The organism is Subtercola boreus (assembly GCF_003399625.1).
In the GTDB taxonomy this organism is placed as follows: domain Bacteria; phylum Actinomycetota; class Actinomycetes; order Actinomycetales; family Microbacteriaceae; genus Subtercola; species Subtercola boreus_C.
In genome coordinates this window covers 199,940-223,980 of sequence record NZ_NBXA01000021.1, presented here as the reverse complement: position 1 = coordinate 223,980, position 24,041 = coordinate 199,940, and the positions used below count along the sequence as shown (strand labels likewise).

Annotated in this window: 18 protein-coding genes; 8 read left to right on the top strand and 10 right to left on the bottom strand. The window is 67.2% G+C overall.

Annotated features, from left to right (window positions below):
• Positions 1–109 precede the first annotated feature (109 nt).
• The gene (locus B7R21_RS10605; protein ID WP_116283226.1) at positions 110–2,197 is read right to left on the bottom strand and encodes a DNA gyrase/topoisomerase IV subunit B; all 2,088 of its coding nucleotides are present in this window, start codon (positions 2,195–2,197) and stop codon (positions 110–112) included.
• 230 nt (positions 2,198–2,427) lie between these two features.
• Between B7R21_RS10605 and B7R21_RS10600 the strand changes: the two genes are divergently transcribed.
• On the top strand, positions 2,428–2,658 hold the full coding sequence (locus B7R21_RS10600) for a DUF7455 domain-containing protein (RefSeq protein ID WP_116283225.1): 231 nt from the start codon (positions 2,428–2,430) through the stop codon (positions 2,656–2,658).
• Between the two features lie 76 nt (positions 2,659–2,734).
• Here the strand turns inward: B7R21_RS10600 and B7R21_RS10595 are convergent, their stop codons facing one another.
• On the bottom strand, positions 2,735–5,323 hold the full coding sequence (locus B7R21_RS10595; protein ID WP_116283224.1) for a DNA gyrase/topoisomerase IV subunit A: 2,589 nt from the start codon (positions 5,321–5,323) through the stop codon (positions 2,735–2,737).
• Between the two features lie 89 nt (positions 5,324–5,412).
• Between B7R21_RS10595 and B7R21_RS10590 the strand changes: the two genes are divergently transcribed.
• The gene (locus B7R21_RS10590) at positions 5,413–6,558 is read left to right on the top strand and encodes an alkaline phosphatase family protein (RefSeq protein ID WP_116283223.1); all 1,146 of its coding nucleotides are present in this window, start codon (positions 5,413–5,415) and stop codon (positions 6,556–6,558) included.
• A 5-nt stretch (positions 6,559–6,563) separates the two neighbouring features.
• On the opposite strand, the gene B7R21_RS10585 is transcribed toward B7R21_RS10590, so the two are convergent.
• From B7R21_RS10585 to sepH (B7R21_RS20705), 6 genes are all read right to left on the bottom strand, one after another.
• Positions 6,564–6,782: a hypothetical protein gene (locus tag B7R21_RS10585; RefSeq protein WP_116283222.1), complete on the bottom strand. Its 219-nt coding sequence runs from the start codon at positions 6,780–6,782 to the stop codon at positions 6,564–6,566.
• Positions 6,783–7,207: 425 nt separating this feature from the next.
• Entirely contained in the window at positions 7,208–8,239 is a 1,032-nt protein-coding gene (locus B7R21_RS10580) for a matrixin family metalloprotease (protein ID WP_116283221.1), read from the bottom strand.
• A 1-nt stretch (position 8,240) separates the two neighbouring features.
• A complete protein-coding gene (locus B7R21_RS10575; protein WP_172592127.1) occupies positions 8,241–11,045 on the bottom strand; it encodes an Ig-like domain-containing protein in 2,805 nt (934 codons plus the stop codon).
• A 119-nt stretch (positions 11,046–11,164) separates the two neighbouring features.
• Positions 11,165–11,629, bottom strand: coding sequence for a septation protein SepH (gene sepH, locus B7R21_RS10570; protein ID WP_172592117.1), 465 nt, complete (start codon positions 11,627–11,629; stop codon positions 11,165–11,167).
• 229 nt (positions 11,630–11,858) lie between these two features.
• The gene (locus B7R21_RS10565; protein ID WP_253259748.1) at positions 11,859–12,356 is read right to left on the bottom strand and encodes a GNAT family N-acetyltransferase; all 498 of its coding nucleotides are present in this window, start codon (positions 12,354–12,356) and stop codon (positions 11,859–11,861) included.
• 3 nt (positions 12,357–12,359) lie between these two features.
• Positions 12,360–13,862 carry a septation protein SepH gene (gene sepH / locus B7R21_RS20705; protein ID WP_253259747.1) on the bottom strand — a complete coding sequence of 501 codons (1,503 nt, stop codon included), beginning with the start codon at positions 13,860–13,862 and terminating at the stop codon, positions 12,360–12,362.
• Between the two features lie 202 nt (positions 13,863–14,064).
• On the opposite strand from sepH (B7R21_RS20705), the gene B7R21_RS10555 reads away from it, so the two are divergent.
• Positions 14,065–14,358, top strand: a complete 294-nt coding sequence (locus tag B7R21_RS10555; protein WP_104244106.1) for a DUF4193 domain-containing protein — start codon at positions 14,065–14,067, stop codon at positions 14,356–14,358.
• Positions 14,359–14,370: 12 nt separating this feature from the next.
• Here B7R21_RS10555 and B7R21_RS10550 read toward each other — a convergent pair whose 3' ends face one another.
• On the bottom strand, positions 14,371–14,823 hold the full coding sequence (locus tag B7R21_RS10550; RefSeq protein ID WP_116283218.1) for a DUF3093 domain-containing protein: 453 nt from the start codon (positions 14,821–14,823) through the stop codon (positions 14,371–14,373).
• Positions 14,824–14,874: 51 nt separating this feature from the next.
• On the opposite strand from B7R21_RS10550, the gene dut reads away from it, so the two are divergent.
• The 5 genes from dut (at position 14,875) to B7R21_RS10525 (ending at position 22,218) form a co-directional block, all read left to right on the top strand.
• On the top strand, positions 14,875–15,327 hold the full coding sequence (dut, locus tag B7R21_RS10545; RefSeq protein ID WP_116283217.1) for a dUTP diphosphatase: 453 nt from the start codon (positions 14,875–14,877) through the stop codon (positions 15,325–15,327).
• An 84-nt stretch (positions 15,328–15,411) separates the two neighbouring features.
• Positions 15,412–16,083, top strand: coding sequence for a DUF3710 domain-containing protein (locus B7R21_RS10540; RefSeq protein WP_116283274.1), 672 nt, complete (start codon positions 15,412–15,414; stop codon positions 16,081–16,083).
• A gap of 8 nt (positions 16,084–16,091) precedes the next feature.
• Positions 16,092–16,856, top strand: coding sequence for a DUF3159 domain-containing protein (locus B7R21_RS10535; protein WP_116283216.1), 765 nt, complete (start codon positions 16,092–16,094; stop codon positions 16,854–16,856).
• A gap of 22 nt (positions 16,857–16,878) precedes the next feature.
• The gene (locus tag B7R21_RS10530; protein WP_116283215.1) at positions 16,879–19,269 is read left to right on the top strand and encodes an HAD-IC family P-type ATPase; all 2,391 of its coding nucleotides are present in this window, start codon (positions 16,879–16,881) and stop codon (positions 19,267–19,269) included.
• 111 nt (positions 19,270–19,380) lie between these two features.
• Entirely contained in the window at positions 19,381–22,218 is a 2,838-nt protein-coding gene (locus tag B7R21_RS10525; protein WP_116283214.1) for an aconitate hydratase, read from the top strand.
• Positions 22,219–22,289: 71 nt separating this feature from the next.
• Here the strand turns inward: B7R21_RS10525 and B7R21_RS10520 are convergent, their stop codons facing one another.
• Positions 22,290–23,966, bottom strand: a complete 1,677-nt coding sequence (locus B7R21_RS10520) for a YncE family protein (protein ID WP_147305868.1) — start codon at positions 23,964–23,966, stop codon at positions 22,290–22,292.
• Positions 23,967–24,041: the final 75 nt, after the last annotated feature.

Sequence of the window (24,041 nt, the reverse complement as noted above, 5' to 3'; positions counted from 1 at the left end):
TGAACGGCCGCTCGCTCCCAGCGCGGCACGCCTCGCCTGTTCGTCGAGTCGGGAGTCCCAGTCGTTCTGACGCGAGCGAAGCGACGGGAACTCCCGAGTCGAGGGGCTACTACGTGTCGATGCGGTCCTTCGACATGGTGTCGCTGCCCGCGATGATGAACTCCTTGCGGGGGGCCACGTCGTCGCCCATGAGCAGCTCGAAGGTACGCTCGGCGGCGGCGGCATCATCCACCCGCACCCGGCGGAGCATGCGGTGCGCCTTGTCCATCGTGGTGAGCGCGAGCTGGTCGGCGTCCATCTCGCCGAGGCCTTTATAGCGCTGGATGGGGTCCTGGTACTTCTTGTTCGTCTTCTTCAAGCCCGCCAGCACGCCGTTCAGTTCAGCCTCGGAATACGTGTAGATCGTCTCGTTCGGCTTGGTTCCGGGGTTCATCACGACCACACGATGCAGCGGCGGTACCGCGGCGAACACGCGTCCGGCGTCGATCATCGGCCGCATGTACCGGAAGAACAGGGTCAGCAGCAGGGTGCGGATGTGCGCTCCGTCGACATCCGCGTCGCTCATCAGGATGATCTTGCCGTAGCGCGCGGCAGAGAGGTCGAACGTGCGGCCGGATCCTGCGCCGATCACCTGGATCATCGAGGCGCACTCGGCGTTCGAGAGCATGTCGCTCACGGAGGCCTTCTGGACGTTCAGGATCTTGCCCCGGATCGGCAGCAGCGCCTGGAATTCGCTGTTGCGGGCCTGCTTGGCCGTACCGAGGGCGGAGTCGCCCTCCACGATGAACAGTTCGCTGCCCGTCACGTCGCTCGAGCGGCAGTCGACCAGTTTGGCGGGGAGAGACGAGCTCTCGAGCGCGTTCTTGCGGCGCTGTGTCTCCTTGTGGGCCCGGGCGGAGATGCGCGACTTCATCTCGGCGACGACCTTGTCGAGCACCAGGGCGGTCTGCGTCTTGTCGTCGCGCTTCGTCGAAGAGAACCGTTCGGTGAGCGTCCTGGTCACCACAGAGGTGACGATCGCCCGCACAGCGGGCGTGCCGAGGATTTCCTTCGTCTGCCCCTCGAACTGCGGCTCGGGCAGGCGCACGGTGAGCACCGCGGTGAGCCCGGCGAGCACGTCCTCCTTGTCGAGCTTGTCGTTGCCGACCTTCAGCCGACGCGCATTGTCCTCGACGGTCTTGCGGAGAAAGCGCAGCAGCCCCGCCTCGAATCCGGCGAGGTGCGTGCCGCCCTTCGGCGTGGAGATGATGTTGACGAAGGTCTTGAGTTCGGTCTCGTAGCCGGTTCCCCAGCGGAGGGCGATGTCCACCGCGCAGTCGCGCGTGAGTTCGGTGGGCACCATCGCCCCGGCGTCGCTCAGCACCGGCACGGTCTCGGTGAAGGTGCCGGCCCCTTCGAGACGCCAGGTGTCGGTCAGCGGGGCATCCGGAGCCAGGAAGTCGACGAACTCGGCCAAGCCACCGTCGTACTTGAACGACTCGTGGAGGGGCACTTCGCCGCGGTTGTCGGTGATGTCGAGAGCCAGGCCCGACACCAGGAAGGCCGTCTGCCGGGCCCGGTCGATGAGCTCCGAGGTCTGGAACTCTGTCGATTCGGTGAAGATCTGGGGGTCGGCCCAGTACCGGATGCGCGTGCCTGTGACACCGCGCTTCACCTTGCCCACCACCCGCAGCTCGCTCTGGTTCTCGAAGGGTGTGAAGGGAGAACGCGGAGAGGGAGTCGCCGGATCGGCGTCGGCGAAGTTGCCCGGCTCGCCTCGATGGAAGGACATCGCGAACGTCTTGCCGTCGCGATCCACTTCCACGTCGAGCCGCTCGCTCAGCGCGTTCACCACCGAGGCGCCCACGCCGTGCAGGCCTCCGGATGCGGCGTACGATCCCGACCCGAACTTTCCGCCGGCGTGGAGCTTCGTGAACACCACTTCGACACCGCTGAGGCCCGTGCGGGGCTCGATGTCGACCGGGATGCCGCGGGCCCGGTCACGCACCTCCACGCTGTTGTCGGCGTGGAGGGTGATGGAGATCTCGTTGCCGTGGCCGCCGAGCGCCTCGTCGACTGAGTTGTCGATGATCTCCCACAGGCAGTGCATCAGACCCTTGGGTCCGGTCGAGCCGATGTACATTCCGGGGCGTTTCCGCACCGCCTCGAGACCCTCCAGTACCGACAGGTGCCTGGCCGAGTAATCGGACGATGCCAAAGGAGCTCCTAGCTGAGACGTGACTGAAGATGACGGCAAGGGGGGCGCGGAGCCCGTCCCAACGATTTAGCCTAGTGAGATCATCCATCATCCACCGCGATGACACTCGCTCCAGAGGGCTCGGCTACGCGCAGAGCGAAACACAGGCGAATGTAACATCGTGGGAACATACTCATGCTTGTATGGGTTCTACAGATTGTCTGAGGTAACAACCCGTGAGGAGCCAGAAGATGCAATCAATTGCAACAGAGACCAACGTGGTGGGCGATCTGCAGGCGAGCCGCCAGCTGACCGGAGCAGACCGTTGCGACAGCTGCGGTGCACAGGCTTACATCCGTGTCGAGATGAACAGCGGCGACCTGCTGTTCTGCGCGCACCACGGCCGTGAGGTGCACGCCAAGCTGTTCCCGATCGCCAAGAGCTGGCACGACGAGTCCGACCGACTGCTCGAGCAGCGCTAGGCTCCACCGCCTCCCCGAACGCAAGCGGCCCCTTCGTCCACCGGACGAGGGGGCCTCTTCTTCGTGCCCGCTCCGGTCAGGGAAGGGTGGCGGCGGAGCCGACCGAGTCGACCGGGGCTGCCAGCGGAGTGCCGGAGGCGTCACGCTTCGCGCCCGCGTCGGGCAGGGTACGCACGGCACCGTCTGCCGAGACCGCCAGGGCAGGCGCCGATCCCACCCAGGCGAGCTGCAGGGCGTCTTCGCCGCGGAGGAAGCGGTGTGCGCGCACTCCGCCCGTGGCGCGGCCCTTCGGCGGGAACTCTCCGAACTCCGAGACCTTCGCCGAGCCCGCGTCGGTGCCGGGCAGGGTGCCGGAACTCGAGGCCACTGTCACAACCACGATCCGGGGGGCGGATGCCTCGGCCAGCTCACCCTCGATGGGATCGTCGCCATTCGCAGCCGTGGCGGGCGGTGACGAATCGACGGCGCTGAAGGCGATCACGGTCGCACCCGCGCCGAGGCTGATGCCGGCCATCCCGCCGGCGAGCCGGCCCTGGGGGCGCACGGCGGCCGCTCCAAAATGCAGCAGCTGGGCATCCGACGCCACGAAGACGAGGTTCGCCGCCTCGGGGGCCTGCTCGGCGCCGACAACCTCGTCGCCCTGCTTGAGCGTGATGAGTTCGAAATCGGGCTTGTTCGGCCAGTCGCCCGGGGTGACGCGCTTCACTGTGCCGAGCTTGGTGCCGAGGGCGATGGGTACCTCTGAGGTGAGCGAGACGAGGGCGAGAACCCGTTCGCCGCGCCCGAGGGTGAGGTAGTCGGCGATCCGCACCCCTGCGCCGAGCTGCACCGAGTTGGCCGGGGCGACGGGCAGGTCGAGCACGCTCATCCGGAGCACGCGGCCGAGGGTTGTGACGGCGCCGATCTCGGTGCGCGTCGTCGTGTCGACGACCGACCGCACGGCGTCGTGCTTGCTGCGCCGCGGGGGGGCACCGGAAGGGCGCGTGGAGGATGCCGCTGCCGGGCCGTCAGCACCGTCGCTGTCGCCACCGCCCGAGATGACCTCGGCCGCCGTGGGCAGGTCGACCCGCATGGTGCGCCCCGTCGTCGACAGGAACACGCGGCACGGCACATCCGCCAGCTCGAGCGACACCTGCGCCCTGCGGGCAGCGGCCGTCGAGGCGGGCGCTGCCCGCGCCTCGGTCAGGAGGGTGCGGCGGGGGGTTCCGAGGGCATCGGCGACCTCATCCAACTCCTCGGAGACGGTCTGGCGAATGAGAGCCTTGCTGGCCAGCAACGCCTCCAGATGCTCGATCTCCTTCAGCAGTTGATCGCGTTCGGTCTCGAGCTCGATGCGCGAGAAGCGGGTCAGCCGGCGGAGCCGCAGCTCGAGGATGTAGTCGGCCTGCAGCTGGTCGAGGTCGAACACATCGATGAGCCGCGTGCGGGCCTGATCGGTGTCGTCCGAGTTGCGGATGACCTGGATCACCTCATCGATGTCGAGGATGGCGATCAACAGCCCGAGCAGCAGGTGCAGACGCTCGCGGCGCTTCCTCAGCCGATACCGGGTGCGGCGCGTCGTGACCTCGATGCGGTGGTCGACGTAGACCTGCAGCAGCTGCTTCAACCCGAGCGTCTGCGGGCTGCCGTTCACCAGGGCCACGTTGTTGATGTTGAACGAGTCCTCGAGCGGGGTCTGGCGGTAGAGCTGCTCGAGAACGGCCTCCGGGCTGAACCCCGTCTTGATGCCGATCACGAGCCGCAGCCCGTTCACGCGGTCGGTCAGGTCGGTGACATCCGAGATGCCCTGCAGCTTCTTCGAGTTCACGCCGTCCTTGATCTTCGAGATGACCTTCTCGGCTCCCACGAGATAGGGGAGCTCGGTCACGACGAGGCCGACCTTTCGCGCAGTGAGGGTCTCGACACTGACCTTGGCGCGGGTCTTGAAGGCGCCGCGGCCGGTGGCGTAGGCGTCGCGGATGCCCGCCAGACCCACGATCGTGCCGCCGCCCGGCAGGTCGGGGCCCGGGATGAACTGCATCAGGTCATCCACACTCGCGTCGGGATGGGTGATGAGGTAGCGCGCCCCGGCGATAACCTCGATGAGGTTGTGCGGGGCCATGTTCGTGGCCATGCCGACGGCGATCCCGCTCGCCCCGTTCACCAGCAGGTTCGGGTATGCGGCGGGCAGCACATCCGGCTGCACCTCGGTGTTGTCGTAGTTGGGGATGAAGTCGACGACGTCTTCGTCGAGGCCGTCGGTCATGAAGAGTGCGGCGGGCGCCGGGCGGGCCTCGGTGTACCGGGATGCTGCGGGGCCGTCGTCGAGCGACCCGAAGTTGCCGTGGCCGTCGACCAGCGGCAGGCGGAGCGTCCAGCTCTGGGCGAGGCGCACCAGAGCGTCGTAGATGGAAGCGTCGCCGTGCGGGTGGAGCTTGCCCATCACGTCGCCGACCACCCGGGCCGACTTCACGTGCCCACGGTCGGGACGCAGTCCCATCACGCTCATCTGGTAGATGATGCGGCGCTGCACCGGCTTCAGCCCGTCCCGGGCATCCGGGAGCGCCCGCGAGTAGATGACCGAATAGGCGTATTCGAGAAAGGACCCCTGCATCTCACTCGACACATCGATGTCCTCGATGTTCTCGACGATGTCGGGCGCGGGCTCGGGTGTTCTCGGCGTCATTTGCCCCCCATGATACCGGCTCGGCCGGCTCGGGCCGGGTACCGCCGGGTACGTGTCCCGGCGGGGGTCGACCTGTCAGACTGGAGGGGATGACCGCACCGCTTCCCACCCTCTCTCCCGACGTGCCGCACCTCGTCGACGTGCTGCCCAGCTGTCTCCAGGCGTTCGACGGCCAGCCCAACGTGCTCGAGCTCCCTCGCGCCGAACGGATCGTCGTGGTGCTGGTCGATGGGCTCGGGGTCTCCTCCCTCCGGGCGCGGGCCGGGCATGCGCGTCACCTCATGGCGGCGCTCACGAAGAAGGCGAAGCTCGCAAGCGGGTTTCCCACCACGACGGCCGCCGCACTCGCCTCCCTGACGACGGGTACGTCGCCCGGCACGAACGGGATGGTCGGCTACACCGCTCTCGTTCCCGGGCACGACGTGGTGCTCAACCAGCTGAGCGGCTGGAATGCGCAGATGAAGCCTCTCGAATGGCAGGCGCAGCCGACCCTGTTCGAGCGGGCGAGTGCAGCCGGCATCGGATGCTCGGCCATCGGTGCGCCCCGCTACGAGTCGAGCGGCTTCAGCGAGGCAGTGTTGCGCGGCGCGCGCTACATCGCCGGGAAGAGCATCGCCGACCGCTTCGCCGCAGCGCGCACGGCACTCGACGCCGGTGGGCGCCAGCTCGTGTACCTCTACGTTCCCGAACTCGACATGGCGTCTCACGCGCACGGTTGGCAGTCCGCGCAGTTCATCACCGCCCTCGAAGCCGTCGACGCAGGCATGGCCGGGTTTGCCGGCACACTGCGAGCGGGCGAGGGGATGCTGCTGACCGCCGACCACGGAATGGTGGATGTCCCCACCACCTCCCACGTGCTCTTCGACACCGTGCCGGCCCTCGTCGACGGCGTGCGTCACGTGGCCGGCGACCCGCGCTGCCTGCAACTGCACCTCGAGCCCGGGTTGCCGGCGGGAGCGGCGGATGCCCTCGCCGCGGCCTGGCGCGCGGTCGAGGGGTCGCGGGCTTGGGTGGCGACCAGAGACGAAGCGATCGACGCCGGATGGTTCGGTGAGGTTCTGCCGGGCATCCGGAACCGCATCGGCGACGTGCTCGTGGCGGCGCGGAAGAACATCGCCTACTACGACTCCAGGCGCACGCCCCCGGCGAAGCGCTCGATGATCGGGCAGCACGGCTCGTGGAGCGACGATGAGCTCTACGTGCCGCTGCTGCGCTTCGGGGCGTTCGCGGCCTGACCCGCTCAGTTCGCGGGCAGGAACATGCAGTCGTCGAAGGCGACGTTGTTGGCGACGTTGCCTGTCTGGTGGGCCGTCCATGGCGCCGACAGTCCCAGATCGATGGTCTCTCCATCCATGAAGCTCTGCACCTTCTCCCCGGTATGCACCAGCTCGATCTCGTGCCCGACCAGCAGGGGAGTCAATTCGAGCAGGTAGCCCGATCGTTTAAGGTTTCCCGACACCCAGCGATGCGGCACGGTGTCATGGGCGCTGGGGTCGGCGATGGTAGTACCGGCTAGGCGCTTGCCGTCGCGCGCGAGATTGTCGACGAGTTGGAAGGTGGTGGTAGCCGAAGCTGGATCAGCATGGTCTTGGAGGACGATCCTCCTCGGATACTGGAAGGCGGCGTACGGGCATCGACGGCCAACGGATATTGCACCGGGGCACTGAGAACCCCGCCCTTCGCCGCGTCGGTCCTGATCGGGTCGAAGGCGTAGGTAATGGTCGAGGGCTCGGCTGCCGGCAGCACGCTGACAGGATCAGAACAGCGTGAGGAGGAGCACTGTGGCGGCGATCAGACCAACAAAGAGGATGAAAACCCTTTCGTTGTTTCGACTGCCGAATGAAGTTCAGGACATTTCTCCGGGTGGGTTTCACGAGCGCTCGCCTAGTTTGCTGGCAGGAACATGCAGGGGTCAAAGGCGCGCGAGTCATAGGCATTCTCTGTCTGGTGGGCTGACCAAGGCGCCATAACGAGGCCTACGGTGGCGATCGGTGCCATCACGGAATCGACATTTTCGGTCTGATGATCCAGCCCGAGAACGTGGCCGATCTCGTGTCCGACCACGGCCGGGGTGAGAAGGTTTGGATTCGTGGTCAGCCTGATTTCGCCTGACTTCCAACGAACATCGGAGCCTGAGCGGTCCCACTCATTGCCGTGGGTGATCCCTAGAGCGGGGTCATCGTCCGCCCCGTGCAGACTGGGAACCAGTTTGAAGAGAATGCTGGGCGGAACGGTGGAAGCCGGGTCGAGAGCGACCATCTGCTGGGGGTATTGGAATGCCGCGTCCTGTGCATCAATGGCGAGTGGATACTGCACCACAGCGCTCAGAATCACGGCCTTTGCCCAGTCGGGCACGCTCGGGTCGAACGCATACGTCAAGACGGAATAGCTGGGCGGACCCCACCCCTTACCCTCCTTCCGCTCCGCTGGACTCGTCGTTCGTGAGCGCACCTTGCAGCCCTCGTTCGCCGGACGAATACCCCGGAGAATCAGAGATTGCGCTTTGACGTTGGCCATTTCAAGGCGGAACACCGCTTTTTCGTCTTCTGAGATGGCCCTTCCGGTGGCTACTGCATCCTTGAACTTCTGCAGCGCGTCGAGAGCGTTGAAGGCGCTCAGATCGAACAGTGACCGTACGTCGAGCCTCCAGCTGGGCTCAGTCGGCGACTCGACAATAGTCATCTTGTCGGGACCGATCTTAATGGCCAGAACGGTCTTCCACTCACCGCCGATACAGGCCTGTGTCTCGAGGTAGTCGGTCGTGCCTGCTGTGTTCACTCTCTGCGGATGGCCCGCATCCGAGCATGCTTCTGCGTGGGCGACGGGGCTGCTGGCCGGTAGGACGACCGTGGTGACGAGGAGCGCGAAGACGACAGCGCCGAGCGTTCTGGTTCGGATGCGGTTGCTGGTCGACATGTCATTTCTCCAGGACGTGGATGGTCACGGTTGCGGCGGCGGATCGGGAGCCCTCAGCCCAGCCGGTTCCGCGAAGCAGATATTTGAAGGTCACATCGCCGACATAGTGCGCGTCTGGAGTGAACATGAAGGCGCCTGTGGAATCGTCCATTGCCAGCTTCCCGTGCAGGGGAGCGTTCCCCTCCTGAATGGGCCACGTACCTGCGGGACCGGTCAGGACATCGTTGGCGAGCACCCCCTGGGGAGCCGGCACGGTGAGCGACTGGCCCTTCGCGACGGAGTACTCGTCGTTCTTCGGGGTCGCGGCCGCGTTCACCGTGACGGGGATCAGCACGGATTCGCTCGAACGCAGAGCGCCGTCGAGGGTTGTGACTCTCACCGTGTCCGTTCCAGTGAAGGTGGCGTTCGCTGTGTAGGTGATGATCCCGGTGGCGTTGATGCTGGCTGAGCCGTGGGCGGCACCGACGGCGACCGTGGCTTTCGCCGAGGTGCACTGGGCACCCTTCAGTGCCGTAGCAACACCTGTCACGACGACCAGCGGGTCGCTCGGCAGGGTGCAGACGGGCTTCGCCGGAGCGAGCTTCGTTTCGGCCCGACTCGCTGTGCCCACACCGTTCACGGTGGCGTTGACAGCACTGACCTGCGCGGTGGCGAGCGCGTTCGTGTTCTTCAGGTGCAGCGAGAACACGGCAGAGTCGCCGGCGTTCATGAGCGTTGTGCGGTAGGTCAGGGTGTTGGGCGCATCGGATGCCGCTCGAGTCCAGTAGGTGGGGATGCTCGATTCCGACTCGAGCGACAGCTGATCCAGATCGAGCACGACTTCGGCCGAACCCGCCGAGGTCGCCGTCACGCTGAGTCCGTAGACGATGCCAGAAGCACCGGGTACGACTGGCGAGGGACTCAGGAAGCTGGTTGCAGTGACTGGCGCAGGCGCGTACGCCAGAGTGGGCTGTGCCTTGCCGCGCGTCTCGTAGTGCACCTCGGAGTTGAGTTGGGATGCGAGCTGGTTCCGGAGGTTCGCGGGAAGGTCGAGGTGAGGGTTGAAGGCATTGGCCGCCACAGTGAAGGTGCGGATGGGGTTGCTGTGTTCGTCCGGTACACCGCCGTCCACGTAGTTCGGTAGCTTCTCCAGAGGGAGAAAGTAAGGAGGGCCGCTGTCCTGGATCACTGTCAGATCCTTCACACCGCGGAGGTCCCCCGCCTCGGAGGAGAACGCGATCTGGCTCCCGTTCGACGTGGCCGGAGTCTTGCCGTCGGCGATGGAGTCACCACCGCCGGTGCTGGAATCGCGGAGGAAGAGGTCCATCGTGTTGCCGAATGTCTGGTTGTCACGCTTCAGCGAGATCGGTTGCACGGAGGCGGGGCGGCCGTCTGCGGTGAGCCTCACCTGGAACACGTCGAGAGCGTTGTTGTTGTCCTGGAAGGTCTGGCAGCTCATGCAGTCTCCGTGGATCTCGACGAGCGGATTCATGGAGGTCAGTACTGCGCTCTGACCGTCACTGGCCAGGGACACTCGGGTTGTCGAGACCCACGGCTCGAACCACCGCCGGGAGCGCATCATCGAGGGTTTGCCGCCCTTCGAGTCCGCGAGGTCTGCACGCGGTTCGTCGACCATGACGACCGAGATGCGGTGGGTGGTCCCGGTGGAGAGGGTGCGCACGTAGGCATCTGTCATGTGGTTGGCCGTCTTGGGTACCTCCGTGGTACCGATGAGGTTGGTTGCGCCCGAGATGAAGGCGACCTTGTCGCCGTCTGCGGAGATCGACGGGAGGTACGAATCCTCGTCTGTCTGAGTGGGCTTGTCAGGGGCGTCGGATGCCGCGGTGCTCACGAGCGCGGTCGTGCCCGTCTGGGCATCCCACCGGTAGACGTGACTGCGCGGCTTCTGGACGTCGGCGGGTGCCGGGGTGGCCGGAGCGGGCGGAGAAGACGGAGTGGGTGTCGAGGTGGCGGTCGCCGTCGGTGCCGCAGTCGGGGTGGGCGTGGATGTCGGAGCAGGGGCCGGCGCCGGCGCAACGACCTGCGGCACACCAAGGTTCGTCGCGACTGAGGTGAAGGCGACGAACCGACCGTCGGCCGAGAGCACCGCGCCGTAGCTGGCGCCGTTGACGGGAGTCGGATGGCCCAGAGAATCCACTCCTCCGGTGACGCCCGTGATGTCGCCGCTGCCGCGGTTCCATGACTCGATCGCCGCGAAGTCGCGGGTCACCGCGCCCCTGTTGCTCATGCCGGGCTGGCTCGAGGTGAACACGACGCGACTGCCGTCGGCTGAGATCATGGCGTCGGTGCTGTCGCCCTCCTGGCCGGGTGCGACCGAACCGCGTGGCGCCGATACGAGCGTCGTGGTGCCGGCGGAGAGGTCTCTCAGCGCGATCTGGATGCAGCCTGAACATCCGGGATCCTCTGCGAAGAGGCCGGTATCGGTCGTCTCGAAGGCGATCAGGTTTCCGTCGGACGAGATCGAGGGGTTGTAGGAGGATCCGAAGGGTGCGTCGGTACGCACGCGCTGGGAGACGAGAACAAGGCTGCCATCTGCGACCGTGCGGCGGTAGACATGGCGCTGGTGGCCGGTGGCGTCGGTGGTCAGCTGCTCATCTGATTCGAAGACCGTGTACACACCGTCACCGGAGAACGACTGGTTCATGCCGACAGCCGTGAGTGCCGGGCCACCGTACTCCCAGACCGCGGAGGGGAGTCCGTAGAAGAAGGCTGGCGGGGGTGAAGCGGCGGCGGGGGAACTCAGGACGCCCACACCGAGCAGGGCGACACCCACTGTCGCCAGGGTCTGGTGGATTCTCACGCGCATGCTCCTCATCGTCGGCAGGACTGCCATGAGGAGAGAGTCGGAGAACCCCCGTCCATTACTCGAAAGTGCGAAATCCGCTCAGAAGTGGCGGCGGAGGCGGGTGCGGCTTGCGCCTCCCGTCAACTGAGGTCGTCGTCGCTGCGGGCGCCGAAGACGATCTCGTCCCAGCTGGGCATCGAAGCACGGCTCTTGCGCCTGGCAGGAGCGGCGCCACGCTGCTTGGAGGTCGACTGGGTCTCCTCCGGCCCCGCCAGCGGAACGTCGGCGGAGGTGGATGACTCGGGCTCGACTTCTGGCGCCGAGGCATCTTCTGCGGATCCGGGCTTCAGGTGGGCCACGGGACGGGTGTCGCCCTGCGCACCGGGGGAGTGTGAGCCCGAGGAGTTCAGACCCGACGAACCTCTCGTGAACATGCCTGCATGGGCGTGCTGGGAGGGATGCTCCGACCGCGAGTCGTCGAACGAATCGAGATCGTCACCGTCACCCTCGCTGAGGAAGGACGCCGACTCCCGTTCGCCGCGTCGACGCCTGAGCGCCTCGAGGAGGTCGGCGGTCTCGTTGTGCGCGGCGGGGGCCGGGTTCACCCGGTTCACCGCGGCCGCCGCGGCCCGCGCGGACGATTCCTGCCCCGTGCGCGAGGAGGGGCGTGCGAAAGGGGTGGGCTGGGTCAGGACGGGCGGAGCGGCGGGACCGCTGCGGATGAGCTCTACGTGCCGCTGCTGCGCTTCGGGGCGTTCGCTGGCGCGTGACAGTGTGACGGTGTGACCGTATGCACGAGGAGCAGGTGATCCACCCGGCGTGACGCTCGAGCAGTCAGGACTGCCAGCGCTGTTCGCCGTCGACAGACTCCGGCGTCGGTCGGAGGCCGAGGTGGCGGGCGACAGCCTGCGAGGCGGCGTGGTCGGGATGGATGTGCGCGACGAAGGTGGTCGCACCCACGCTCTCTGTGAGCAATTCCACCACCGCCCCCGCAGCCTCGCTGGCGAAGCCCTGGCCCTGGTGCGCTGGCGCGACCACCCACGCCACCTCGGCAGAGAGTGCTGGCTCGCTCATCACGGTCGCCTGCACGAAACCGAGGGCTGGGCCATCAAGGCGGCACACGATCCAGTTCAGCCACTGCTCACGGCCGTCGGGCGACAGGCCCACGACCTGGCGTTCGTAGCGCGATCTCAGCTGCTGGATGCTCGGCGGCTCGCCCCCGGTGAAGCCGTAGAGCGAAGGGTCTGCCAGCACGTCGACCATCTGTTCCGCATCGGCAACCCGGAGCGGCCGGAGGATCAACCGTGCGGTGACCAGGCGCACGGCAGGCACAACTCAGCTCAGGTCGTCGTCGCTTCGCGCTCCGAACACGATCTCGTCCCAGCTCGGCATGGAGGCGCGTGCCTTCCGGCGAGGCTGGGAGCCCGTCTGTCGCTGCCTGCCCGCTGTTGCCTCCGTCGGTTCGAGACCCGCGAGCGGCGTGTCTGAGGCATCCTGGGCTGACTGCTCGGTGGTGTCTGCGTCATCGAGGGACGACGTCGCATCGCTCTCGACGGCCGGCGTGAGGTGCGCCACCGGGCGGCTGTCGCGGCCGAGACCGGAGGACCCGCGGGTGAACATGCCGGCGTGCGCGTGCTGGGAGGGGTGGTCGGCGCGGCCGTCGTCATAGCTGTCGAGGTCCTCGCCGTCGTCGGTGAACGAAGCAGATTCACGCTCGCCCCGTCGGCGGCGGAGCGCCTCAAGCAGATCGGCCGTCTCGTTGTGGGCGGCTGCCGGCGGGGTGGCGCGATTGACGGCGGCTGCTGCGGCACGCGCAGACGACTCCTGGTCGGTGCGGGATGCCGGACGAGCGAAGGGAGTCGGATCGACGATCACCGGGGGAGCGGTGGGGCCGCGACCCGGCTCGCGCGTGGTCTGCTCAGCCGATTCTGCCGGCGACACGGGAGCCGAGCGAGCGACCGAACCCCAGATGGAGCGCGCGGCCGGGCTCTCGGTGCGCTCTGCCGCCGGGGGAGCTGCGGGGCGGGCGTCCGGTTGGGCAGCCTCGTCGTCGGAGTCCGAGGCGTCGTCGGCGAAGCGGCCCTGGCTGCCCAGGTCGTGGTCGCTCCGGTCGACGCCGAACGCGGCATCCAACTCGTCGAGGCCGAGTCCGGCGTTCGCTGTGCGTCCGGAAGCATCGGTGCGCTGGATGCCCGGGCCTGCGGGCGTCGTCTCGACGCCGTTCAGGTCGACGGCGCGAAGGCGCGGGATCAGCCCGTCGGAGAGCTCTCCGTGCTGGGAGAGGGTGATCGCCCCCGAGTTGAGCGGCGTGAGGGAGTGCCTCTTCGGCTCGTACTGCCAGCGCGCATCATGCTCGATCTCGCTCGCCGCGAAGGTGAGCTTGACGATCCAGCCCGATTCCTCCTTCCAGCTCGCCCAGCGGAGGTCCGTGGCGCCGAGTCCTGCCAGGCGCTCCTCGATGATCTCGCCGAACGTCGACGACTGCTCGTCGCTGAGGGGGTCGCCGCGAAGCGGGTCGTTCGAGGAGGCGACCTTCACGGCGACCTTCAGGGCCGACGACACGATGTGCAGCCGCTCGGCCACCACCGGGCCCTCGAAGCGCTCGACGTATTCGAGCGAGGCTCCAGTTGCCCGGGCGACATCCTCGGCACTCATGCCCGCCCGGATCTGCGACTGGATCTCGCGCGGCGACACCTTCACGCCGGTGGTCGCGGCCGAGGTGCTCTGGCGGAGCCGTGACTGGAGCACTTCGTCGATGGCCACGCGGTAACGCTCGCCGGTCTCCGAGGAGACGAGGAGCGCCCCGTTCTCGATGCCGATGACTGTGAGATCTTGCATGGTTTCTGGCCCCGTCTTGGTCTGGAGTTCCCTGCAAGGATGCCACGACAAACCCCCGGATCCCGGGAATGTTCGGGGCGTGCCGTAAGTTGCTACGGGCATAGGAGATAGTGGTCGCCGAGGCGGTTTGCTATTCCTACTTGAATGATGCAAACTAACGCCGCCGATTTTGTTTCAGCTGGCGTATGAGAAGTGGATAAGCATGGCAACCGATTACGACGCTCCGCGCAAGACCGACGACGATTCCGACTCGATTGAGGCGTTGAAGGAGCGGGTCCCCGACAAGATGTCCGGGGTCGTAGACGTTGACGACGCCGACAACCCCGGTGGCTTCGAACTGCCCGGCGCAGATCTCTCAGACCTCGATCTCGACGTGGTGGTGCTCCCACCGCAGGCAGACGAGTTCACCTGTGTGAGCTGCTTCCTGGTGAAGCACCGTTCGCAGATCGATCACCAGACGAAGCTCGGGCCCGTCTGCATCGAATGCGAGATGTAAAAAACCAGACGTCTACGACGTGCGCTCGTGGTCAGCCTTCTCGAGGGCGGCCACGAGCTCTTTTGGATTACGGGTCGAGATGAGCCAGTAGGGCACGGGGTCTTCCGGATCGAGGATGCTCACCTTGACGACAGGCTGGATCCAGCCCCGGATGCACAGCCACGCCCGCGCGTCGAGCCGCTGCCCCCGGGCCATCGTGGCCGCAGCTCCGGTCATCGCCTCGGGCTCACCGACGAGCGACAGGGGAATGCGTGCCTTGCCGGCCACGAGCATCCCGCGCTCCACACTGATCACGGGTGAGAGAACGAACAGAACGAGCACGCTTCCGCCGTACAGAACGATGGCGCAGATGATTCCGGCCAGCATGTTGATCGGCGCGAAGACCAGGATGCTCGCAGGGATGAGCAGAATCAGGTAGAGGTAGATCCGCCCGCTGGGGCTGAGTCTCTCGCGATACGTCGACATGACCCTATTCGATCAGATATTCCCCGGAGCAAACTGCACTACCCTCGACTCGTGACTGAATCCGTCGAAGTTCTCATCAAGGCTGAGCACATTCCCAGCTACGCCCACCCGGGCGACGCGGGTGCCGACCTCCACTCGACCGAAGCACTGACGCTGGCTCCCGGCGAGCGCCGTACCGTCGGCACAGGCGTATCCCTCGCGCTCCCCGACGGTTACGCGGCCTTCGTCGTTCCGCGGAGCGGACTCGCCAGCAAGCACGGAATCACCATCGTGAACTCGCCCGGAACCGTCGATGCCGGCTACCGGGGCGAGATCCGGGTGGCACTTCTCAACACGGACACCTCTGTGGCGTACGATATCGCCGTCGGGGAGAGGATCGCCCAGCTCATCGTCATGCCGGTGACGCGAGCCGTCTTCATTCCCGTCGAACACCTCCCGGGCAGCGCCCGCGGAGCCGGCGGCTTCGGCTCGACCGGCACCACCACCCTCCCCTCAGGAAGCTGATTGAACGTGTCAGACAACGCAGAGAGCACCACCCCGGCAGGCAAGCGCGGAAGGGGAAAACGCTCCCGGTCGACCGCGGTCGAGTTGGCCGGCGAGGAGTCCACCGAGCTCGAACCGGGTACGGCAGACGCCGACCAGGTCGCTGTCAACGGCGGGGACTCGGATGTCGCCACCGCGCAACCCGTCGACGCGAAGTCGGCCCCGGAGAACCGTGCAACCGACGGCCCCTTCGACTCCGACGAAGCCAATCCGGCGAGGCCCTACGTCGACCTCGGCGGCGTGAAGATCCTTCCGCGTGAGGGCCTGCAGCTGCGACTCGAGGTCGAGGAGGGCACACAGCGGGTCGTCGCCGTCGGTCTGGACTTCGCCGGCTCCACCCTGCAGGTGCAGGCATTCGCCGCTCCGCGCTCGACGGGGCTGTGGAACGACATCCGGGCCCAGATCCGCGACCAGATCACCGGACAGGGCGGAACGCTCGTCGAGCAGGTGGGCGTCTTCGGGCCCGAACTCATCGCCGAGGTGCCCGCTCCGGGTCCCGACGGCACGCCGGTACTGCGCCTCGCGCGTTTTGTGGGTGTCGACGGTCCGCGCTGGTTCCTTCGCGGGGTCATCGCGGGCGACGCCATGCAGAACGAGGCATCACGGGCTGCGGTCGAGGAACTCTTCCGCAGCGTCGTCGTGGTGCGTGGCAACTCGCCGATGCCGCCCCGCGATCTCATCCCGCTGACCATCCCCAAGTCGAGCGCAGCGATCTGAGCCACCGGATGCCCGAGACCCCCGGTTCCCCCGAGACACCCGATTCACTGGCCGCCCGGGAGCCAGCCGAGCGCACGGCCTCGTTCTCCGATGCCTTCGCCGCTGCCGCCCGGCGCTCGGGTATCGGCCAGGTCGCGCCCGGCGAGACGCCGACCGCGCAGTCCCTTGTGCGCGCCATCGGGGGTGTCCGTGGCCTCGTCGAGTCGATCCTCCCGGGGCTCGCCTTCCTCGTCATCTACACCGTCACGAAAGACCTGACGCCGAGCGTGGTTGCTCCGCTCGTGGTCTCGGCCGTGTTCATCGTGGTGCGCCTCGCCACGCGGAGCCCCGTGATGCCGGCCGTCGCCGGGCTCGTCGGTGTGGCGATCTCCGCCGCTCTCGCGCTCTTCACCGGGCGGGCCGAAGACAACTTCCTGCCCGGGCTCATCATCAACGCCGTCTCGATCGTGGTGCTGCTGGTGTCGATCATCGTGCGCTGGCCGCTCATCGGGCTGATCGTCGGTGTGCTGACCGGCGACATGACGGGGTGGCGATCCGACCCGGCGAAGTTCCGCGTGGTGCTGATCGCCTCCTGGTGCTGGGTCGGGCTGTTCGCCCTCCGCCTGGGCGTCGAGGGGCCGCTGTATCTCGCGAGCCAGGCCGCGGCGCTCGCCTCGGTGAAGCTGCTGCTCGGGGTTCCGCTCTACGCGGCGATGCTCTGGGTGACCTGGTTGCTCGTGCGCGCTGCCTTCGGGCACCAGAAGAGCGACGCAGCGCCCGCCGAGCGCCCGTAGCGGCCACGACGACGAGCGCGGGATGACCCAGGACAAGGTGGCGACCGATCCCGGCCTGTCCCGTGCCGAAGTCGAGGAGCGGATCGCCGCGGGGCAGGTGAACGTCACCCGCACCCCGACCTCCCGGCCGGTCGCGAGCATCCTGGCCGAGAACGTCTTCACGCTGTTCAACGGCATCCTCACCGTCTGTTTCATCGTGGTCTGCCTCCTGGGAGATCTCCGTGACGGGTTCTTCTTCGGAGTCGTCGTCTTCAACGCGGCCATCGGGATCGTGCAGGAACTGCGCGCCAAGCGCGCCCTCGACCGCCTCGCCCTGCTCGCCTCGCCCGAGACGGCGGTGCGCCGGGGCGGTGAGCTGGTGGTCATCCCGCCGGAACAGGTGGTGCTCGGTGACCTGGTGATCGCGCGACCGGGCGACCAGATCACGGCGGACTGCGTGGTCGAGGCGACGACGGCTCTCTTCCTCGACGAGTCGATGTTGACGGGGGAGTCCGACCCCATTCTGAAGAAGGCCGGCAACACCCTGATGTCGGGGTCGCTGGTGTCCTCCGGCACGGGCGAGGCCCGCGTCGTCGCTGTCGGCGCCGACTCCTACGCGAGCAGGCTGACGGCCGAGATCAAGCGCCACAGTTTGGTGCACTCCGAGCTGCGGGCCGCCACGAACCGCATCCTCGTCTACCTGTCGTGGATCCTCATTCCCCTCATCGTCATCATCCTGCTGGGCCGGATCGGCGCCTACGGCGGGTTCGCCGCACTGTTCGACCCGAACGACCAGAGCTACCGCCAGGCGCTGATCGATGCGGTCGCGAGCGTGGTCGGCATCATCCCCGAGGGCCTGGTGCTGCTCACCAGCCTCGCCTTCGGGGTGGCCGCCATCCAACTCACCCGCCAGCGGGTGCTGGTGCAGGAACTTGCGGCTGTCGAGGTGCTGGCCCGCGTCGACGTGCTCTGCCTCGACAAGACCGGCACCCTGACCACCGGGGCCATCGGGTTCCACGGCCTGCAGCAACTGCCCGGCCGCGACGACGACCTTGCCGCGGCCACCCGCGCGCTGGCCGCGCTGTCGACGGATGACGCGGGCAACGCCACCTCACGGGCCCTCGCCAACCGTTTCGATCTCGGCGGTGCGGTCGTGGGAGAACGGCTCGCGTTCAGTTCGCTCCGCGGTTTCAGCGCGGTCAGCCTGACCCGTGGCGATGTTCCCACCACGTGGCTGCTCGGGGCTCCGGAGCGTCTGCTGGCCGGGCATCCGGAATACCTCGCCGAGGCGCACGCCATCGCGGCGACGGGGCGTCGCACGCTCGCCCTGTCTCAGACGACGGATGCACCCTCGAGCCTGCTCGACGATCCTGCTCTGCTCCAGCGGGCCGAACCCGCGTGCTTCGTGATCCTGGAGGAGACCCTCCGCCCGGAGGCACCCGGCACGCTCGGCTATTTCGCCGACGAGGGTGTGCGGGTGATCATCCTCTCCGGCGACAATCCGCACACCGTCGGATCGATCGCGCGCCAGCTGGGTCTCGGCGATGCGGCGGTGGACGCCAGCACCCTCGTCACAGACGAGGAACTGGCGGATGCCCTGGCCGCCGGCAGCGTGTTCGGCCGTGTCGCCCCCGAGCAGAAGCGCCGCATCGTGAAGACGCTCCAGGCCGAGGGCCGCTCGGTCGCGATGACCGGTGACGGCGTGAACGACGCGATGGCCATCAAAGACGCCGATCTCGGCATCGCAATGGGCAACGCCACGCCGGCGACCCGGGCCGTGTCGCGGCTGGTGCTGCTCGACAGCCGGTTCGACCGCCTGCCGGAGGTGCTCATGCTGGGGCGGCGGGTCATCGCGAACGTCGAGCGAGTGTCGAACCTGTTCCTCTCGAAGACGGTCTACGGCATCGTGCTGGCTCTCGTGACGGCGGCCGCGGCCTGGGAGTACCCGTTCCTGCCGCGCCAGCTGACCCTGGTGTCGACGCTGGCGATCGGGATCCCGTCGTTCTTCCTCGCTCTCGCCCCCAACCGGCGGCGCTACCGTTCGGGGGTGCTGCCGAGGGTGCTGAAGTTCTCCCTGCCCACAGGGCTGATCGCCGCGGCGACGTGCCTGGTCGCGTATGCGCCGCTCCGGGTGGCGCTGCCCCAGTCCGACGCGCGGAGTCTCACGACGATCGCCCTGTTCATGGTGTCGCTCTGGATCGTGTCGGTGCTCGCCAGGCCCCTGTCGAGGCCCCGGGTGATCCTCGTCGCTTCGGTGAGCGCGGCGTTCGTGCTGTCGTTCGTGGTGCCCTTCACGCGGGACTTCTTCATGCTGTCGTTCACGCTGTCCCCGTGGCTGGCCTACGTTGCCGCGATCGGTGCCCTCGGGGCATCCGGGATCGAGCTCTACTACCGGTTCGCAAAACGCAGGGGCCTCGTCGTCGACCGGGCCTGATCCAGGTGGTAAAGTTATCTCGACGTCAAGATACTTTGGTAAGGGGACCCTTGCTAGCCACTGTTGTCCCAGACGAACAAGATTGACGTAGTCAGCGAAGGAGAAGACGCCGTGTCTGCAGTAAACAGTTTTGGGTCGAAAGACACCCTCACCGTGGGAGACAAGGGGTACGAGGTCTACCGCCTCGACACCGTTCCCGGGTTCGAGAAACTCCCGTTCAGCCTGAAGATCCTGCTCGAGAACCTGCTGCGCACCGAAGACGGTGCGAACATCACGGCAGAGCACATCAAGGCCCTCGGCTCCTGGCAGCCCACCGCCGAGCCCGATACGGAGATCCAGTTCACGCCCGCACGCGTCGTGATGCAGGACTTCACCGGCGTTCCCTGCATCGTCGACCTCGCCACCATGCGCGAGGCCGTCGGCGAGCTGGGCGGCGACCCCACCAAGATCAACCCGCTCGCACCGGCAGAGCTCGTCATCGACCACTCGGTCATCGCCGACCTGTTCGGCAGCGAGAACGCGCTCGAGCGTAACGTCGACATCGAATACGAACGGAACGGCGAGCGCTACCAGTTTCTTCGCTGGGGCCAGACGGCGTTCGACGACTTCAAGGTGGTGCCGCCGGGAACCGGCATCGTGCACCAGGTGAACATCGAATACCTCGCGCGCGTCATCTTCACCAGAGCTGTTGTTGATTCTGAAGGAGCGAGCGTACTCCGCGCCTACCCCGACACCTGCGTCGGCACCGACTCGCACACCACAATGGTCAACGGCCTGGGCGTGCTCGGCTGGGGCGTCGGCGGCATCGAGGCCGAGGCGGCCATGCTCGGCCAGCCCGTCTCCATGCTCATCCCGAAGGTCGTGGGCTTCAAGCTCTCCGGCACCATCCCGGCCGGCGTCACCGCGACCGACGTGGTGCTGACCATCACGCAGATGGTGCGAAAGCACGGCGTCGTCGGCAAGTTCGTCGAGTTCTACGGAGAGGGCGTCACCGCCGTCCCGCTCGCGAACCGGGCCACCATCGGCAACATGAGCCCTGAGTTCGGCTCGACGGCCGCCATGTTCCCGATCGACGACGTGACGCTCGACTACCTGCGCCTCACCGGCCGGAGCGACGAGCAGGTCGCCCTGGTGGAGGCCTACGCCAAGCTCCAGCACCTCTGGCACGACGCATCCGTCGAGCCCTCGTTCAGCGAGTACCTCGAACTCGACCTGTCGACGGTCGTGCCGTCGATCGCCGGGCCGAAGCGGCCCCAGGACCGGGTCGAACTGAGTAATGCCAAGTCGCAGTTCGAGCTCGACCTGAACGACTACGCCACCCAGGACCTGTCGCGTGTCGACGCGGGCCTCGAGGAGACCTTCCCCGCCTCCGACCCGCCCAGCTTCACGCCGCAGGATTCGGATCGCGCCCATGAGCTGGCCCACAGCCATGTCTCGCACGCTCCCGGCAGCGTCTCGAAGCCGACGGCCGTCCACACCTCGGCCGGCGACTACACGCTCGATCACGGTGCGGTTGCGGTCGCCGCGATCACCTCGTGCACCAACACGTCGAACCCCTCCGTCATGCTCGCGGCCGGCCTTTTGGCCCGCAACGCCGTGAAGAAGGGCCTGAAGTCGAAGCCGTGGGTCAAGACGACCCTCGCGCCCGGCTCGAAGGTCGTCACCGACTACTACGAGAAGGCCGGCCTCACGGGCGACCTCGAAGCCCTCGGCTTCTACACCGTCGGCTACGGCTGCACCGTCTGCATCGGCAACACCGGTCCGCTCATCGAGGAGGTCACCGACGCGATCAACAAGAACGACCTCGCCGTGACCGCCGTGCTCTCGGGCAACCGCAACTTCGAGGGTCGCATCAGCCCCGACGTCAAGATGAACTACCTGGCCTCACCGCCCCTGGTCATCGCCTACGCCCTCGCCGGGTCGATGAACTTCGACTTCGAGGTCGACCCGCTCGGCCAGGACACCGAGGGCAACGACGTGTTCCTGAAGGACATCTGGCCCGACGCGGCCGAGGTGCAGGAGACGATCGACACCTCGATCAACACCGGGATGTTCACGCACGAGTACTCGAGTGTGTTCGACGGTGACGAGCGCTGGCGTTCGCTGCCCACCCCGACCGGTCCGACCTTCGAGTGGGCTGCCGAGTCGACCTACGTGCGGAAGCCCCCGTACTTCGACGGCATGACCATCGAGACGACTCCGGTCTCCTCGATCGTCGATGCCCGGGTGCTCGCCAAGCTCGGCGACTCCGTCACCACCGACCACATCAGCCCGGCCGGCAACATCAAGGCCGACAGCCCGGCCGGCAAGTACCTCGACGAGCACGGCGTCGACCGCAAGGACTACAACTCCTACGGCTCGCGCCGCGGCAACCACGAGATCATGATCCGTGGCACGTTCGCGAACATCCGCCTGCGGAACCAGCTCCTCGACAACGTGGAGGGCGGCTACACCCGCGACTTCACACAGCCGGATGCCCCGCAGGCGTTCATCTACGACGCGTCGCAGAACTACCAGGACGCCGGCACTCCGCTCGTCATCCTGGGCGGCAAGGAGTACGGATCGGGTTCCTCGCGCGACTGGGCCGCGAAAGGTACCTCGCTGCTGGGCGTGAAGGCCGTCATCGTCGAGAGCTTCGAGCGCATCCACCGCTCGAACCTGATCGGCATGGGCGTGCTGCCCCTGCAGTTCCCGGCCGGCGAGAGCTGGGCGTCGCTCGGTCTCGACGGCACGGAGGTCATCAGCATCTCCGGTGTCGAGGAGCTCAACGAGGGTCGCACCCCGAAGACGCTCCATGTCACCGCGGTGCCGTCGGCGAACTCGCCGGCGGGTAAGGCTCCTGTGGAGTTCGACGCGGTGCTCCGTATCGACACTCCCGGTGAGGCCGACTACTACCGGAACGGCGGCATCCTGCAGTACGTGCTCCGTTCGCTGGTCACTGCGGCCTAGGAACACGCTCGGCGCTTCGGCCGGAATGGCCCTCTCCCTCGTGGAGGGGGCCATTCCGCTGTCTCCGCGCGTCACACTCTGCGGGTGAGGGGGCGGATGCGCCTCCGCGCCGACAGTGTCGCCGCCAGACCGAGGATCGCAGCAGCGGCAGCAGCCGCCAGGATGGACCATCCCGAGGCCAGACCGGAGCCTGTCGACGCCAGGTGACGCGCATCCGCTCCGGTGCCCACCCCAGGGCGGTTCGGGATGCCGATGCCTGTGCCGATGCCTGTGCCGGTGCCACCGCCTGCCGTACCGGCGCCGGCAGTGCCGGCGCCGCCGCCGGGTGCGAGCGGGTCGATCGGCGGCGTGGGCGGTGTGGTCGGTGGCGCCGGGGCGGGCTGCACGACGAGCGTGAGGGTGGCCGAGGCAACCGGGTCGACACCGTTCGAGGCCGTCACTGTGAACGGAACAGGCGAGACGGGCAGCGAGGTCGGTGTGCCACTGATGGTGCCCGTTCCACTGCCGGCTGCCGCGGCGAAAGCGAGGCCGGGAGGAAGGGCGCCCGTGAGCGCCAGGGTCGGCGACGGTGTGCCGGTGGTCGTGATGGTGAACGAGTACGGCTCGCCGATGATGGCAGCGGGCGGCGTACCGCTGGTGATGGTCGGGCTGGTCTGTCGGCTGATCACCGAGAGCCTGTTTTTGCCGTAATCGGCCACGATGGCTGAGCCGAGCGTCGGGTCGACGACGATCTGCCGGGCATCCGACCCGACGGCGACCGTCTGGGTGAGGGCCGACTCGCCCTCGATCACCGACACGTTCTGCGAGGTGTTGTTCACGACGTAGGCCGTGTGGGTGGCACTGTCGACGGCGAGGGAGTCGGGGTCCGCGTTGACGCTCACCGTCCGCAGCACGGCTCTGGCCCGGATCTCGGTGACGTTCGTCGACTGCGCGTTCAGCACGTAGGCCGTGTGGGTCACAGGATCGACGGCGACGGCACGGGGATCGGCCCCGACCGGGACCGTCGTCGTCAGGATGCTCGTGCCCTCGATCACCGAGACGTTCTGCGAGGTGTTGTTCACGACATAGGCGGTGTGGGTGGTGCTGTCGACAGCGATCGCATCCGGGTCGGTATTCACGCTCACGGTGCGCACCACGGCGTTGCCGACGATCTCGGAGACGTTGGTCGAGAGTGTGTTCACGACGTAGGCGGTGTGCGTCGCGGTGTCGACGGCAACGGCCACGGGGAGGGTGCCCACGGGAACGGTGGTCGCCGCGAACGCACCCGGCGTCGTCTCCCGGATGATCGAGACGCTGTTGCTCAGACGGTTGCCGACATACGCGGTTCCCGTCGTGTCGTCGATGGCGACCGAGGTGGGCGCGGTGCCGACTCCGACGGTTCCGACGACCGTGTCGGCGCGGATCACCGTCACGTTGCTCGACCCGGCGTTCGTGACGTACGCCGTATGGGTGGTGCTGTCGACGGCGACAGCCGTCGCATCCGCCCCGATACTGAGCGCACGCACGAAGACACCCCCTCGGAAGACCGTCACCGTCGACCCGGCGCTGTTCACGGCGTAGAGAGTGTGGTCGATCGTGTCGACCGCCACGGCGAGAGGCGCGTTCACGGTGAGCGTCGAGGTCACCCGGTAGACCGTGGTCGCGGCGAGGGCAAGGGCGGGTATTCCGGCCAGGGTGAGGGGAAGGAGCGCGACGAGCGCACCGAGGGGGACGAGGGGGGAGTGGGGGGCCTGGTGCGTTCGCAGCATGGTGACCACCATAGATGACTTTTCGTCATGAAGTGTGAAAGATTGGAGCAGAAGATCCTGTGGTGGATATTCTTT

Coding starts and splice junctions, on each gene's coding strand:
- B7R21_RS10535 (WP_116283216.1), top strand. CDS start 16,092: ATGCCCGAGACCCCCGGTTCCCCCGAGACACCCGATTCACTGGCCGCC.
- sepH (WP_253259747.1), bottom strand. CDS start 13,862: ATGCAAGATCTCACAGTCATCGGCATCGAGAACGGGGCGCTCCTCGTC.
- B7R21_RS10595 (WP_116283224.1), bottom strand. CDS start 5,323: ATGACGCCGAGAACACCCGAGCCCGCGCCCGACATCGTCGAGAACATC.
- B7R21_RS10520 (WP_147305868.1), bottom strand. CDS start 23,966: ATGCTGCGAACGCACCAGGCCCCCCACTCCCCCCTCGTCCCCCTCGGT.
- B7R21_RS10590 (WP_116283223.1), top strand. CDS start 5,413: ATGACCGCACCGCTTCCCACCCTCTCTCCCGACGTGCCGCACCTCGTC.
- B7R21_RS10580 (WP_116283221.1), bottom strand. CDS start 8,239: ATGTCGACCAGCAACCGCATCCGAACCAGAACGCTCGGCGCTGTCGTC.
- B7R21_RS10530 (WP_116283215.1), top strand. CDS start 16,879: ATGACCCAGGACAAGGTGGCGACCGATCCCGGCCTGTCCCGTGCCGAA.
- B7R21_RS10555 (WP_104244106.1), top strand. CDS start 14,065: ATGGCAACCGATTACGACGCTCCGCGCAAGACCGACGACGATTCCGAC.
- B7R21_RS10600 (WP_116283225.1), top strand. CDS start 2,428: ATGCAATCAATTGCAACAGAGACCAACGTGGTGGGCGATCTGCAGGCG.
- B7R21_RS10550 (WP_116283218.1), bottom strand. CDS start 14,823: ATGTCGACGTATCGCGAGAGACTCAGCCCCAGCGGGCGGATCTACCTC.
- B7R21_RS10575 (WP_172592127.1), bottom strand. CDS start 11,045: ATGCGCGTGAGAATCCACCAGACCCTGGCGACAGTGGGTGTCGCCCTG.